This is a genomic window from Streptomyces albidus (ex Kaewkla and Franco 2022), assembly GCF_013870515.1.
Taxonomy (GTDB): domain Bacteria; phylum Actinomycetota; class Actinomycetes; order Streptomycetales; family Streptomycetaceae; genus Streptomyces; species Streptomyces albidus.
The window spans coordinates 1-13,126 of record NZ_JACBXA010000168.1; the positions used below are offsets into that span (position 1 = coordinate 1).

Here is a 13,126-nt window from a genome sequence, read left to right on the forward strand (position 1 = left end):
GAACCGGTCGCCTTCGACCACGACTGCCGTGAGGGCATCTGCGGCGCCTGCGGAATGGTCATCAACGGCCAGGCGCACGGCCCCGAACGCACCACCGCCTGCCAGCTGCACATGCGCCACTTCGAGGACGGCGACACGATCGACGTCGAGCCGTGGAGGGCGTCGGCCTTCCCGGTGGTGAAGGACCTCGTCGTGGACCGGGGTGCGCTCGACCGCGTCATCGGCGCGGGCGGCTACATCACGGTCGCGACCGGTTCCGCGCCGGACGCGCACGCGACGCCCGTGCCGAAGGGCGCGGCGGACACGGCGTTCGAGCACGCGGAGTGCATCGGCTGCGGCGCATGCGTGGCCGCCTGCCCGAACGGTTCGGCGATGCTCTTCACCTCCGCCAAGGTCAACCACCTCGCCGCGCTGCCCCAGGGCGCGCCCGAACGGGAGTCCAGGGTCGTGGAGATGGTGGGCCAGATGGACGAAGAGGGCTTCGGAGGCTGCACGTTGGCCGGGGAGTGCGCGACCGCGTGCCCGAAGGGCATCCCTCTGTTCTCCATCTCGTCGATGAACCGGGAGTATCTGCGGGCGGCGCGGGGAGCGGGCCGCCGGGAGTGAGCCGTCGCACCCTCCGCCCCGGGGCGGAGGCCTCTGCAGCCGGGGCGGGACGTCGAATTCGGTGAGGTCCGAGGTCACGTCGTGGCATGGTCGGACCCATGCCCTTCGACCACAACGACCACTATCACGGGCTGCTGTTGCGCAAGGTCCCGCGGAACTGCGGTGCGGCACTGGATGTCGGTTGTGGCACCGGCCGGTTCGCTCGCCGGCTCGCCCGTCTGGGCGTCGAGGTCGACGCCGTCGATCCGTCCGAAGAGGTCATCGCGGAGGCCCGCGCCCTGGCCGGGCGTGGATCAGAGAACGAGGGCCCGCGTTTCGCGCACGCCGACATCACCGAAGCTGAACTGCCCGCAGGGCACTACGACTTCATCTCGTGCCTCGCGAGCATCCATCACGTCGAGTTCGGCACCGTCGCCGCGCTGCGGGACGCACTCGCCCCGGGCGGTGTCCTGGTGATCCTGGGCTGCTATCCGGAGAGGAGCCCGCTCGACTGGGCCTGGAGCCTTGCAGCGGTCCCCGTCAACGCCGCTGTCCGGCCGGCCTTCGCGGCGAGGGACAAGTTCCGCCGCCCTGCTGCTGCTTCGGCCGATCGGCCACGGGTGCCGGCGCCCGTGAAGCAGCCGTCGATGCCCCTGTCCCGGATCCGCGTCGAGGCGGAGGCGCTGCTGCCCGGATGCAGCATTCGCAGGCTGCTGTTCTGGCGCTACCTGCTCGTCTTCCGCAACAGCGGCTGACGGGCCGCGAATCTTCCCGGAACCGCCGGCTCAGACTGCCGCGGTGCCGATCAGCCCTTCGCGGGTGACGAGCTCCGCCAGCTGTTCCTCCGACAACTCCTCGGTGCCTTCCGGTCGTCGGGGCAGAACCATGTAGCGGCTCTCCGCGCTGGAGTCCCAGACCGTGATCTCACGCTCCGCGGGGACGTCGAGGCCGAACTCCGCCAGGACGGCCCGAGGTTCACGCACCACGCGGGAGCGGTACGCCTCGCTCTTGTACCAGGAGGGGGACGGTCCGAGCAGGGCCACCGGGTAGCACGAACACAGCGTGCAGACCAGCACGTTGTGACGTTCGGGGGTGTTGGCGACGACCTTCAGGCGCTGCTCCTGCAGCCCGCCCGCCATGGAGAGCCCGACCTCCGGCAGCGCCCGGTTCGCGTCGGCCAGCAGCCTCTCCCGGAATCCCGCGTCGCTCCAGGCGTGCGCGACGATGCGGGCGCCGTTGAGCGGTGAGGCACCGTCCAGGACACGGGTGAGGATGGAGTCCAGCTCCTCGTCCGTGACGTGCCCGGACTCGACGAGCCGCTCCTCCAGGCGGCGCACCCGGGCCGCGACCGGGTTGCCTGCGTGCGTACCGCTCATGTGGAGGCCTCCTCGACGGGGTCGGACGGGTCGGCGGTCTCGGCGCGGCCCGCGGAGGAAGTGGGCTCCAGGTAGGACTGCCAGAGGTCGAGCGTCACTTCGTGCGCCCCCTCCCCCCACAGATCGCGGGCCGCGAAGGCGACGGTGTAGACGGGTTCGACGCGGGGCTCCGCGCAGCGCTGTGCCACGTCGTCGGCGAGGGGCCAGCAGCCCGTCACGGCCAGCACGCGTCCCGTCCGGCCGCGCGCGTAGGCCGGCAGACGCGTGTGCCGGTCGGGGTCGACCGCACGTGTACGGACCCGGTCCCCCGGAGCGAAGTGGGGTGCCGCCGCGGATGGTTGAGGCTGTTCCGCGGACTCACTCATCGCTCTGCGCGCCGTGCGCCGAGGTGAGCCGTTCGATCGCGAAGAGCCAGCGCTCGTAGTACGACGCCGCGAGGTACTCCTGCGGCGGCATGCGCTCCACGGCGTCCCGGAACTCGTCCAGGGTGTACACGCCTCGTCTGACGAGGGCGATGTTCAGTGCGTAGACCCGTGCCTCCCAGTCCGCGTGGAAGACAGGCTCGTTCTCCTCCGTCACGACAGGCCCGAACCCTGTCTGACCGCCGACGTCGTTCACCCTGCTCATGAGCCGGAGCCTACGCCCGCACGCGGCGCGGGTCACTGAGGCGGCGCGAAGCGACGGGCCCGCTCAGCGGACCTGGTGACCGGCGGCCCGCAGTGTGTCCTTGACCTGGCCGATCCGCAGGTCGCCGAAGTGGAAGACCGACGCGGCCAGCACCGCGTCCGCCCCCGAGGCGACCGCCGGCGGGAAGTGCTCCAGGCGCCCCGCGCCGCCAGAGGCGACGACGGGGATCGTGACGTGCTTGCGTACGGCCTCGATCATCGCGGTGTCGTAGCCGTCCTTGGTGCCGTCGGCGTCCATGGAGTTCAGCAGGATCTCCCCCGCCCCCAACTCCGCGGCCCTGTGCGCCCATTCGACCGCGTCGATGCCGGTGCCCTGCCGCCCGCCGTGGGTGGTGACCTCGAAACCGGAGTCCGTCGCCGTACCCGGCGTGCCCTCGCCGCAGCGCCGCGCGTCCACGGACAGCACCAGAACCTGACTCCCGAACCTCTCGGCGATCTCGCGGATCAGCTCGGGGCGCGCGATCGCCGCCGTGTTCACACCGACCTTGTCCGCGCCCGCCCTCAGCAGCCTGTTGACGTCGTCCCCGCTGCGGACGCCGCCGCCGACAGTCAGCGGGATGAAGACCTGCTCCGCGGTGCGCCGCACCACGTCGTAGGTGGTCTCCCGGTCCGAGGAGGAGGCGGTGATGTCGAGGAACGTCAGCTCGTCGGCGCCCTCCGCGTCGTACACCTTGGCCATCTCGACGGGATCGCCGGCATCACGCAGGTTCTGGAAGTTGACGCCCTTGACGACGCGTCCGGCGTCCACGTCCAGGCAGGGGATGACTCGTACGGCCACGGACATGCTGTGCTGACTCCTTGCGGGGTGTTGCGAGTTGAACCGGTGTCGCGAGGTTGAACGAGTGCTGCGAGTCCTGCCGGACTACGCGTCGCCGCGGAAGGCTTCCAACTCCACTTCCACCAGCACGCGGGAGTCCACGAAGCCCGAGACGACCACCACCGTCGCCGCCGGGCGCACCTCGTCGAACATCTCCCGGTGCGCGCGGCCCACGTCCTCGACGTCCCGCGCGTGCGTGAGGTACATGCGGGTGCGGATCACCGAAGAGGCGCCGAGGCCGAAGGAGGCAAGTGCCTTGAGCGCGTTGCCGAATGCGGCCTTCGTCTGCTCGTACGGGGAGCCCTCGCCCATCAACTGCCCGCCGTCACCCAGCGGCATGGTGCCGGCGACGTGCACCCGGTCGCCCGCCGCGACAGCGCGCGCGAACCCGATCCTCTCCTCCCAGGGACTTGCGGACTGAACACGCTCGACGTCACGCGGTTCGGACGAGGTCATGACGAGACGGCCTCCAAAGCCTCTTCCAGGGTGAACGCCTTGGCGTAGAGCGCCTTACCCACGATGGCGCCTTCGACGCCTTCCGGTACCAGGGTGGCGATCGCCCGCAGATCGTCAAGGGAGGAGACACCGCCGGAGGCGACGACGGGACGGTCGGTGACGGCGCACACGTTGCGCAGCAGCTCCAGGTTGGGGCCCTTCAGCGTGCCGTCCTTGTTGATGTCGGTCACCACGTAGCGCGCGCAGCCCTCGGCGTCCAGACGTTCCAGCGTCTCGTACAGGTCGCCGCCGTCGCGGGTCCAGCCGCGGCCGCGCAGCGTCGTGCCGCGTACGTCCAGGCCGACCGCGATCTTGTCGCCGTGCTCGGCGATGACCTTGGCGACCCACTCCGGGGTCTCCAGCGCCGCGGTGCCCAGGTTGACGCGGCGGCAGCCCGTGGCAAGGGCGGCGGCGAGGGTGTCGTCGTCGCGGATGCCGCCGGACAGTTCCACCTTGATGTCCATGGCCCGCGTCACCTCGGCGATGCGGGAGCGGTTGTCGCCCGTGCCGAAGGCGGCATCGAGGTCGACGAGGTGGAGCCACTCAGCCCCCGCGCTCTGCCAGGCCAGGGCGGCCTGCAGCGGGTCGCCGTAGGCCGTCTCGGAGCCGGACTCGCCGTGCACGAGTCGTACGGCCTGGCCGTCGCGGACGTCGACGGCGGGAAGGAGTTCCAGCTTGGATGCGGGCTGGGGCGTGGACACAGGCTCTCTCAACTTCTGTTGTGGGAAGGGTGTCTCAGAGGGTCGCGGCCCAGTTGGAGAGCAACCGGGCGCCGGCGTCACCGGACTTCTCGGGGTGGAACTGGGTCGCCCACAGGGGGCCGTTCTCCACGGCGGCGACGAACGGCGCGCCGTGCTCCGCCCAGGTGACGACGGGTGCGGCCATCGCGGGGTTGATGTCGGTCAGCTCCCAGTCGTGGACGGCGTAGGAGTGGACGAAGTAGTAGCGGGCCCCGGCGTCCAGGCCTGCGAAGAGCCGCGAGCCCTCGGCGGGCGTGACCGTGTTCCAGCCCATGTGCGGTACGGCGTGGTCGGCGTCCGCCTTCAACGGCCCGACCGTGCCCGGCCATTCGCCCATTCCCTCGGCCTCGACGCCGTGCTCGATGCCGCGTGAGAAGAGGATCTGCATGCCGACGCAGATGCCCAGCACGGGACGCCCGCCGGCGAGCCGCCGCTCGATGATCCAGTCGCCGCGGGCCTCACGCAGCCCCTTCATGCACGCCGCGAACGCGCCGACTCCGGGGACCAGCAGCCCGTCCGCCGCCATGGCCGCGTCGTAGTCCTTGGTGATCTCCACCTCGGCGCCGGTCCGTACGAGAGCGCGCTCGGCCGAACGCACGTTGCCGAAGCCGTAGTCGAGGACGACGACCTTCTTGCCCTCACCGGTCGTGCCCTGTCCGCTCACGACCACACCCCCAGTCGCATGATCCCGGCGAGCAGCGCCAGCAGCGATCCGGTCCCCAGCACGGCGACGACGCTCTTCGACAGCTTCTGCCGCCAGAACGAGATGGCGCCGCCGAGCAGGAAGAGACCGACGAAGATGAGGATCGCCGACAGACCCGTCACAGCGCGCCCTTCGTCGAGGGGATGCCGCTCTGGCGCGGGTCGATCTCGCTGGCGTAACGCAGCGCGCGGGCCAGCGCCTTGAACTGGCACTCCACGATGTGGTGGGCGTTGCGCCCGTACGGCACGTGCACGTGCAGCGCGACCTGGGCCTGCGCCACGAAGGACTCCAGGATGTGCCGCGTCATGGTGGTGTCGTACTCGCCGATCATGGGCGCCATGCCCTCGGGCTCGGTGTGCACCAGGTACGGGCGCCCGGACAGGTCGACGGTCACGTTGGCGAGTGACTCGTCCAGCGGCACGGACGCGTTGGCGAAGCGCACGATGCCGCTCTTGTCGCCGAGTGCCTGCTTGAAGGCGGCACCCAGCGCGAGGGAGGTGTCCTCGATGGTGTGGTGGCTGTCGATGTGCAGGTCGCCCTCGGTCTTGACCGAGAGGTCGAAGAGACCGTGGCGCCCGAGCTGGTCGAGCATGTGGTCGTAGAAGCCGACGCCTGTCGCGATGTCGGCCTTCCCGGTGCCGTCGAGATTGATCTCGACGAGGACCGAGGTCTCCTTGGTGGTGCGCTCAACGCGGCCCACGCGAGCCACAGTCATCGGGGGGTCTCCTTTGTCACTGCACGAACCGCGTCGAGGAACGCGTCGTTCTCTTCGGGTGTGCCGGCGGTCACCCGCAGCATGCCGGGCACACCGTTGTCCCGGACGAGTACACCGTGCTCCAGCAGCGCCTGCCACACGGCGTGCGCGTCGTCGAACCGGCCGAACTGCACGAAGTTGGCGTCGGATTCGGTGACTTCGCAGCCGATGGCGCGCAGTTCACGCACGAGCCGGTCCCGTTCGTCCTTGAGCCGTTCGACGTACCCGAGCAGCGTGCCGGTGTGTTCGAGGGCGGCCAGCGCGGTGGCCTGCGTGATCGCCGAGAGGTGGTACGGCAGCCGCACGAGCTGCACGGCGTCCACCACGGCCGGGTCGGCCGCGAGGTAGCCGAGCCGGAGCCCTGCGGCCCCGAAGGCCTTGGACATCGTACGGCTGACGACGAGGTTCGGGCGGCCCTCGATCAGGGGCAGCAGCGAGGGGCGGTGCGAGAACTCGCCGTACGCCTCGTCCACGACGACCATCGAGGGCCTGGCCGCCTGCGCCGCGTCGTACAGCGCGATGACGGTCTCGCGGTCCACGGCCGTGCCCGTCGGGTTGTTGGGCGAGCAGACGAAGACCACCTCGGGGCGGTGCTCGGCGATGGTGCGCACCGCGGCGGCGGTGTCGACGGTGAAGTCGTCGCGGCGCGGGCCCGAGGACCAGCCCGTGCCGGTGCCCCTCGCGATGAGGCCGTGCATGGAGTACGAAGGCTCGAAGCCGACGGCCGTGCGGCCCGGCCCGCCGAAGGCCTGAAGGATCTGCTGCAGGACCTCGTTGGAACCGTTCGCCGCCCAGACCTGGCTGTGGGAGACGGTGAAGCCGGTGGTCTCCGAGAGGTAGGCGGCCAGGGCGGTGCGCAGGGCGACCGCGTCCCGGTCGGGATAGCGGTTCAGCGTGCGGGCGGCCTCGGTGACGCGCTCCGCGATGCGCTGCACCAGCTCCTCCGGGAGCGGGTACGGGTTCTCGTTCGTGTTCAGGCGTACGGGCACGTCCAACTGCGGGGCGCCGTACGGGGTCTTGCCGCGCAACTCGTCCCGGATGGGGAGCTGATCGATGCCTGTCACTTGCTCTGCGGAACCTTCCCGTCACTCACGTTCTTCTGCTCGCCCGCGGCGGAGGTCCCGCCTCCGGCGAATCGGGCCTTGACCGCCGCCCCGTGCGCGGGGAGGTCTTCCGCCTCCGCGAGCGTGACGACGTGGTGCGTGACCTCGGCGAGGGCCTCCCGCGTGTAGTCCACGACGTGGATGCCCCGCAGGAAGGACTGCACCGACAGACCGGAGGAGTGACAGGCGCAACCGCCCGTCGGCAGCACGTGGTTGGAGCCCGCGCAGTAGTCGCCGAGGGAGACGGGGGCGTAGGGGCCGACGAAGACGGCGCCCGCGTTGCGGACCCGTGCCGCCCAGCCGGCTGCGTCCTCCGTCTGGATCTCCAGGTGCTCGGCCGCGTACGCGTCGACCACTGCGAGGCCGTCCTCGAGGGAGTCGACGAGCACGATGCCGGACTGGCGCCCGGCCAGCGCCTCGGTGATCCGCTCCCGGTGCCGCGTGACGGCCACCTGCTCCTTCAGCTCGGCCTCGACGCCCTCGGCCAGCCCGGCGGACGGCGTGACCAGCACGGCCGCCGCGACCGTGTCGTGCTCGGCCTGGCTGATGAGGTCGGCTGCGACGTGCGCCGGGTCGGCGGTGTCGTCGGCGAGGACGGCGATCTCGGTGGGCCCCGCCTCGGAGTCGATGCCGATGCGGCCCTTGAGCAGCCGCTTCGCCGCCGCGACGTAGATGTTCCCGGGGCCGGTCACGAGCTGCGCGGGCCGGCACTCGTCGGTGCCGTACGCGAACATCGCGACGGCCTGGGCTCCGCCTGCCGCGTACACCTCGTCGACGCCGAGCAGCGCGCACGCGGCGAGGATCGTCGGGTGCGGAAGCCCGCCGTGCTCGCGCTGCGGCGGCGAAGTGACGGCGAGCGAGCCGACGCCAGCCTCCTGCGCGGGCACCACGTTCATCACGACGGAGGACGGATAGACGGCGCGGCCGCCCGGCACGTACAGCCCGACCCGCTCGACGGGCACCCAGCGTTCGGTGACGGTGCCGCCGGGGACCACGGTGACGGCCGAATCAGTGCGCCGCTGGTCGCGGTGGACGATGCGGGCGCGGCGGACGGACTCCTCCAGCGCGGCCCGCACGTCCGGGTCCAGCTGCCGCAGGGCCTCCGTCAGCGCCTCTTGCGGAACCCGGATGCGCTCCAGCGTGACGCCGTCGAATTCCTGCGCGTACTCCACGAGGGCCGCCGTGCCACGATGCCGGACGTCCTCACAGATCGGCCGCACCGTCTTCAGGGCGGCCTCGACGTCCAGCTCGGCACGGGGCAACAGGTCGCGGTCGATCCCGCCCTCCACCAGGAGAGCAGAACCGCGCAGGTCGATTCGGGAGATCACGCGTCCAGTCTCTCAGACGGTGTCAGTGCTCCCTGTTTCCGTATCAGTGAGTGATACGGAACCCAGGAGACGATCGTCGCCTCTGGCGTTCATCCGGTCACACAGAGGGAAGGAAGCGGACGTGCACCGGGGGCCCGGCCCGACCAGCCCTCCGACCCCCGGCAATCCGACCGTCCAACAGAACAGGGGGAAGCGAAGCGGTGAGCGAGCCAGTGGACTCCAGAGAACCGCCTTCCTGGCTCACCAGAGCCGAGTGGGGCATGTGGCAGGCGTACCTCAACGGCAGCGAGTACGACCTGCGCACCGGCGAACCGGAGCTCGACGACCCGAACGGCGACCACGTCTGGGGAGAGAACCGCACCGTCCGCGCCCGTGTCATCTCGCTGCTGCTGCTGCACGGCCCGCCTCCGCTGCTCGGCCGGGTCGCCTCGCTGCATCTCGCGGGCGCCTACATCAAGGACGTGCTGGACCTGTCCGGCGGCATGATCGAGCCGTACTTCGAGCTGAGGCAGTGCCGCTTCGAGGGAGAGGTGCGCATGGCGGAGGCGCGCATCCACACCGCGCGTCTCGTCGACTGCTACATACCGCGCCTGGAGGCCGCCCGGCTGACCACCGACGGCGACCTGCACCTGCCGCGCTGCTCCATACCGGAGGGCATCAAGCTCACCGACGCGAACATCGGCACCGACCTGATGCTCAACGAGGCGACCGTGGGCAGCGGCCGCCGAATACGGGCGATCGCGGCGGACGGCATCACCGTCTCCCAGGAGCTCCAGGCGAGCCTGCTGATGACCGACGGCGAGGTGAGCCTGCGCGGCGCGACGATCGGCAGTTCCCTGCACATGTTCGGGACGGTGCTGCGCAACACCAAGGGCCGCTACGCACTGCACGCGCCGCAGATGACCGTCGAGCACGTCGCGAGCTTCGCCGACGCCAACCGGAGCCGGTCCCCGCAGATCCAGGGCATGACACCGCCGGCGGGCACCCCGATCCCGTTCACCGCCGACGGCTCGAGCCGCTGGCGTACGAGGCACTTCGAGTGCACCGGCGGAATGGTGCTGGACGACGGCCGGTTCGGCTCCTCGCTCGTCATCGAGAACGCCCGCTTCGAACTCCAGCGGGACCAGGAACTCTCACTGCGCCGCATCTCCACGCCCGAGCTGAACTTCACCCCGCGCGCACCGGAACGCGGGCTGGTCGTGCTCTCCGGAGCGGCGGTGGAAAAGCTGCTCGACCGCGTGGGCAGCTGGCCGCGGGACCAGCGGCTGTGGATGGCGGGCTTCACCTACCAGCAGGCGATCCCCAAGGAGGGGCACTTCAACGTCCGTGAGCGCCTGCAGTGGCTCGCGGCGGCCACACCGGAGTACTCGCCGCTCCCGTACGAGCAGTTGGCGCTGATGTACCGCAACAGCGGTGAGGACACCAACGCGCGCGCGGTGCTGCTGGCAAAGCAGCGGCGGCGCCGCGAGACGCTGCCGCTGGTGGGCAAGGTGTGGGGCTACCTCCAGGACTGGACCGTCGCCTACGGATACCGCCCGGCGCAGGCCGCACTGTGGATGGCGGTGCTGTGGGCTGCCAGCGCCGTGCTCTTCGGCGCGAACCCGCCCGCCGCGCTCAAGGGCGACGAGTCACCGCACTGGAACCCCGCGCTGTACTCCCTCGACCTGCTCCTTCCGGTGATCAGCTTCGGGCAGGAGAACGCCTGGAACCCCGCGGGGATCTATCAGTGGGTGGCGGCCGTCATGATCCTTCTCGGCTGGGTCCTCGCCACCACCGTCGCTACGGGCGCCACGCGGCTGTTGCGCCGTCAGTGAGGCGGCTCGAGCGGGAGCGCCGGCCGCCGGCGAGTGCCGTCACCGGGGGCGATCTCGGGCACTCCCTGATCGATCGGGAGCACCGAGTACGCCGCGAAGGCTTTAGGCTTACTCGTTGTGACGACCGCGCTTCCGCTCTTCCCCCTCAACTCGGTGCTGTTCCCTGGCCTGGTGCTGCCGTTGAACATCTTCGAGCAGCGGTACCGCGCGCTGATGCGGGACCTGCTGGAGATCCCCGAGGACTCACCGCGCCGCTTCGGCGTCGTGGCCATCCGCGACGGCCGTGAGGTCGCGCAGACCTCGAAGGGCCTGCCGGAGTCCGCGCCGCCGCCCGGCGCCGATCCGACGGCGGGCTTCGGCCCCGACCCGATGGCGTCGTTCTACACGGTCGGCTGCGTCGCGGACGCCTCGACCATCCGGGAACGTGCGAGCGCAGCGGGCGGCGTCCCGCCCGGTGCCGCCGCTCCCGGCTCGTCCTCGGGCACGGAGCCCGGTACGGACGACGCCTCCGTGGAGGAGGACGAGGAGGCTCCCGGCGGTTCGGGGTACGAGGTCCTGGCCACCGGCACCACGCGGTTCAGGCTGCTCTCCGTCGACGCGAGCGGCCCGTATCTCATGGGCGAGATCGAGGAGTTGCCCGAGGAGGAGGGCGACGGCGCGGGGGCTCTGGCCTCGGGTGTGCTGCGTGCCTTCCGCAGCTACCAGAAGCGGCTGGCGAGTGCCCGTGAGCGCACTCTGGCCGCCGGACAGGAGCTGCCGGACGACCCGTCGGTGGTCTCGTACCTGGTGGCCGCCGCGACCATCCTGGACACGCCCACGAAGCAGAGGCTGCTTCAGGCGCCGGACACGGCGACGCGGCTGGCGGACGAGTTGAAGCTCCTGCGTCGCGAGACCGCCGTGATCGGCAAGCTCCCCTCGCTGCCTGCGGCGGAGCTGACCCGCGATCCGACCAGCCCCAACTGAGGGTTCTCCAAAGGCAGTCGGCCCGCGACGCGGGCAGAGCACAGGGGCAGCAGTGGCGAAGAAGAAGCAGCGGCAGCAGTCGTCCGCGACGCCCGCGACCCTCGCGGCGACGCGCGCGGGCGTCGAGTTCACCACGCATTCCTACGAGCACGACCCGGCCGCTCCGTCCTACGGTGCGGAGGCCGCGGAGGCTCTGGGCCTCTCCCCCGACCAGGTCTTCAAAACGCTCGTGGCCCAGGTGGACGGGGCGTTGACGGTGGCGATCGTGCCCGTGTCGGCGAGCCTCGACCTCAAGGCGCTCGCGTCCGCGGCGGGCGGCAAGCGGGCCGCCATGGCCGATCCGGCGGACGTCGAGCGCAGTACGGGATACGTGCTGGGCGGCGTCTCACCGCTGGGGCAGCGCCGCCAACTCCCCACCGTGCTGGACGAGTCGGCCGCCGGACGCCCCACGGTCTGCGTGTCCGCCGGGCGCCGCGGGCTCGAGATCGAACTCGCTCCCGCGGACCTGGCCGCCCTCACGCGTGCTGTGACGGCGCCCATCGCCCGTACGAGGGAAGGCTGAGCCGAGCGCGGTACGCCCGGCCTCCCCGCTCTACCAGCTCTGCGGTGCTCCCGGACCCCCCGGGCCTCCCGGCGGCACGAACATCGGCTCCCCGAACTCCGGTTCGCGCTTCCCGAACACTCCGATGAGCAGCAGATGCATGAGGAGTGCCAGCAGAGGCCACACCAGCAGCGCGCTCTTCGCCTGCAGCTTGAGCGGGCCGTGAAAGGTCTTGCCGGGGCCCGCGGCCTTCGCCGCCGCGACAAGGTCGCTGGAGGGGCCCAGCCAGACGCCGAGCCGCCATGCCAGTACGGACCCGAGGAGCGCCCCCACCGCGAGCCCGACGACGATGCCGACGCCGCCGGCGCGGCTGCGCAGGAACGCCAGCGCGCCCGTCACGACTCCGAAGCCGAGCGCCAGGAGCACGAACGTGCCGTCGGCGCCCACCGCTTCCTCGCCCTCGGGGTCCTTGAGGAAGACGGCGTTGTCGACGGTCACCAGCGGCACACGGGGCGCCAGCCACAGCCAGAGCAGCCCCAGCCCCACTCCGAGAACCGCCACGACGAGGGCGCAGAGCAGGCCGTCGCGGATCTCGTACCGCATGCCGGGGTTCCCGGACTCCAGGTCCTCGGAGTACGCCGGGTACGCCGGGTAGTGCACTGCCTGCTCGTCGTACGGAGGTGTGGGACCGCTGTTCATGGCATCGCCCGAGGGGGGCGGCCCGGGGTTTCCGTCGGACCGGGAGCGGCCCCGCCGCCCGTCGTACCGGTGGGAGCGACGTGGGCGGTCGGGATCGGGTTGCGAAGGCGTCGGTGCGGTCACCAGGCCATCGTGCCAGGCGCGGCCACCAGTTCGGGCGGCGGGCGTCAGATGGGCGTAGGCCCGGCGTCGGACATCCAGGGGAGCGGCCCCGCCGCTCCAGCTCAGCGGACCGCGGCCCGCCGGTACGCCCACGTGGCCAGAGCCAGGGAGGCGACACCCACCGCAGCGCACACGGCGAGGTCCACCCCCGCATGCCCCCATTCGGGGTGTGACTCGAATGCGCGGGCCAGTGCCTCGACTCCGTACGTGGAGGGCAGCAGATCCCGCAGCAGACCGACCGGCTCCGGGAGCCGGCTGCCGGGCAGGACGCCGAGCAGAAGCGCCGCAGACATGCCGAGCTGGCCGCACAGCGTGCCTGACCGCCGCGCCTGACGCTCCCGTGATTTCCGTATCGTCCTG

At 71.2% G+C, this 13,126-nt stretch carries 17 protein-coding genes and 1 pseudogene; 5 read left to right on the forward strand and 13 right to left on the reverse strand.

Translation table 11 applies throughout. The features are described 5' to 3' along the window. Both H5J26_RS21510 and H5J26_RS21515 read left to right on the forward strand, forming a co-directional pair. On the forward strand, positions 1 to 606 hold a 606-nt coding region (locus H5J26_RS21510), incomplete at its 5' end, for a succinate dehydrogenase/fumarate reductase iron-sulfur subunit (RefSeq protein ID WP_181767565.1). Positions 607 to 704: 98 nt separating this feature from the next. After that, on the forward strand, positions 705 to 1,340 hold the full coding sequence (locus tag H5J26_RS21515; protein ID WP_181767580.1) for a class I SAM-dependent methyltransferase: 636 nt from the start codon (positions 705 to 707) through the stop codon (positions 1,338 to 1,340). 30 nt (positions 1,341 to 1,370) lie between these two features. Here the strand turns inward: H5J26_RS21515 and H5J26_RS21520 are convergent, their stop codons facing one another. The 11 genes from H5J26_RS21520 to hisD all read right to left on the reverse strand — a co-directional run bounded on the left by H5J26_RS21520 (position 1,371) and on the right by hisD (position 8,587). Beyond that, the gene (locus tag H5J26_RS21520) at positions 1,371 to 1,961 is read right to left on the reverse strand and encodes a nitrile hydratase subunit alpha (RefSeq protein WP_181767566.1); all 591 of its coding nucleotides are present in this window, start codon (positions 1,959 to 1,961) and stop codon (positions 1,371 to 1,373) included. After that, a complete protein-coding gene (locus H5J26_RS32350) occupies positions 1,958 to 2,326 on the reverse strand; it encodes an SH3-like domain-containing protein (RefSeq protein WP_181767567.1) in 369 nt (122 codons plus the stop codon). The genes H5J26_RS21520 and H5J26_RS32350 overlap by 4 nt, the downstream gene beginning before the upstream one ends. Then, positions 2,319 to 2,588: an SH3-like domain-containing protein gene (locus tag H5J26_RS32355; RefSeq protein ID WP_181767568.1), complete on the reverse strand. Its 270-nt coding sequence runs from the start codon at positions 2,586 to 2,588 to the stop codon at positions 2,319 to 2,321. Before H5J26_RS32355 ends, H5J26_RS32350 begins: the two co-directional genes overlap by 8 nt. Before the next feature lie 63 nt (positions 2,589 to 2,651). Then, on the reverse strand, positions 2,652 to 3,431 hold the full coding sequence (gene hisF, locus H5J26_RS21535; RefSeq protein ID WP_181767569.1) for an imidazole glycerol phosphate synthase subunit HisF: 780 nt from the start codon (positions 3,429 to 3,431) through the stop codon (positions 2,652 to 2,654). Positions 3,432 to 3,509: 78 nt separating this feature from the next. After that, entirely contained in the window at positions 3,510 to 3,920 is a 411-nt protein-coding gene (locus tag H5J26_RS21540) for a RidA family protein (protein WP_181767570.1), read from the reverse strand. Then, complete coding sequence (gene priA, locus H5J26_RS21545; protein ID WP_181767571.1) at positions 3,917 to 4,660, reverse strand: bifunctional 1-(5-phosphoribosyl)-5-((5-phosphoribosylamino)methylideneamino)imidazole-4-carboxamide isomerase/phosphoribosylanthranilate isomerase PriA; 744 nt, start codon at positions 4,658 to 4,660, stop codon at positions 3,917 to 3,919. The genes H5J26_RS21540 and priA overlap by 4 nt, the downstream gene beginning before the upstream one ends. A 34-nt stretch (positions 4,661 to 4,694) precedes the next feature. Continuing rightward, positions 4,695 to 5,363, reverse strand: coding sequence for an imidazole glycerol phosphate synthase subunit HisH (hisH, locus tag H5J26_RS21550; protein ID WP_181767572.1), 669 nt, complete (start codon positions 5,361 to 5,363; stop codon positions 4,695 to 4,697). Continuing rightward, the gene (locus H5J26_RS31605) at positions 5,360 to 5,524 is read right to left on the reverse strand and encodes a hypothetical protein (protein ID WP_181767573.1); all 165 of its coding nucleotides are present in this window, start codon (positions 5,522 to 5,524) and stop codon (positions 5,360 to 5,362) included. The genes hisH and H5J26_RS31605 overlap by 4 nt, the downstream gene beginning before the upstream one ends. Continuing rightward, positions 5,521 to 6,111: an imidazoleglycerol-phosphate dehydratase HisB gene (hisB, locus tag H5J26_RS21560; protein WP_181767581.1), complete on the reverse strand. Its 591-nt coding sequence runs from the start codon at positions 6,109 to 6,111 to the stop codon at positions 5,521 to 5,523. The genes H5J26_RS31605 and hisB overlap by 4 nt, the downstream gene beginning before the upstream one ends. 2 nt (positions 6,112 to 6,113) lie before the next feature. Next, complete coding sequence (locus tag H5J26_RS21565; RefSeq protein ID WP_181767574.1) at positions 6,114 to 7,220, reverse strand: histidinol-phosphate transaminase; 1,107 nt, start codon at positions 7,218 to 7,220, stop codon at positions 6,114 to 6,116. Then, the gene (gene hisD / locus H5J26_RS21570) at positions 7,217 to 8,587 is read right to left on the reverse strand and encodes a histidinol dehydrogenase (RefSeq protein WP_181767575.1); all 1,371 of its coding nucleotides are present in this window, start codon (positions 8,585 to 8,587) and stop codon (positions 7,217 to 7,219) included. The genes H5J26_RS21565 and hisD overlap by 4 nt, the downstream gene beginning before the upstream one ends. A 200-nt stretch (positions 8,588 to 8,787) precedes the next feature. Between hisD and H5J26_RS21575 the strand changes: the two genes are divergently transcribed. The 3 genes from H5J26_RS21575 to ybaK all read left to right on the forward strand — a co-directional run bounded on the left by H5J26_RS21575 (position 8,788) and on the right by ybaK (position 11,926). Next, entirely contained in the window at positions 8,788 to 10,401 is a 1,614-nt protein-coding gene (locus H5J26_RS21575) for an oxidoreductase (protein ID WP_181767576.1), read from the forward strand. Positions 10,402 to 10,518: 117 nt separating this feature from the next. Beyond that, positions 10,519 to 11,364, forward strand: coding sequence for an LON peptidase substrate-binding domain-containing protein (locus H5J26_RS21580; RefSeq protein WP_181767577.1), 846 nt, complete (start codon positions 10,519 to 10,521; stop codon positions 11,362 to 11,364). A 52-nt stretch (positions 11,365 to 11,416) separates the two neighbouring features. Continuing rightward, the gene (ybaK, locus tag H5J26_RS21585) at positions 11,417 to 11,926 is read left to right on the forward strand and encodes a Cys-tRNA(Pro) deacylase (protein ID WP_181767578.1); all 510 of its coding nucleotides are present in this window, start codon (positions 11,417 to 11,419) and stop codon (positions 11,924 to 11,926) included. 30 nt (positions 11,927 to 11,956) lie between these two features. On the opposite strand, the gene H5J26_RS21590 is transcribed toward ybaK, so the two are convergent. Together H5J26_RS21590 and H5J26_RS21595 are read right to left on the reverse strand one after the other, a co-directional pair. Further along, positions 11,957 to 12,604 carry an ABC transporter permease gene (locus H5J26_RS21590; protein ID WP_181767579.1) on the reverse strand — a complete coding sequence of 216 codons (648 nt, stop codon included), beginning with the start codon at positions 12,602 to 12,604 and terminating at the stop codon, positions 11,957 to 11,959. 224 nt (positions 12,605 to 12,828) lie between these two features. Continuing rightward, positions 12,829 to 13,126, reverse strand: a pseudogene (locus tag H5J26_RS21595) (hypothetical protein); the annotation flags it as partial.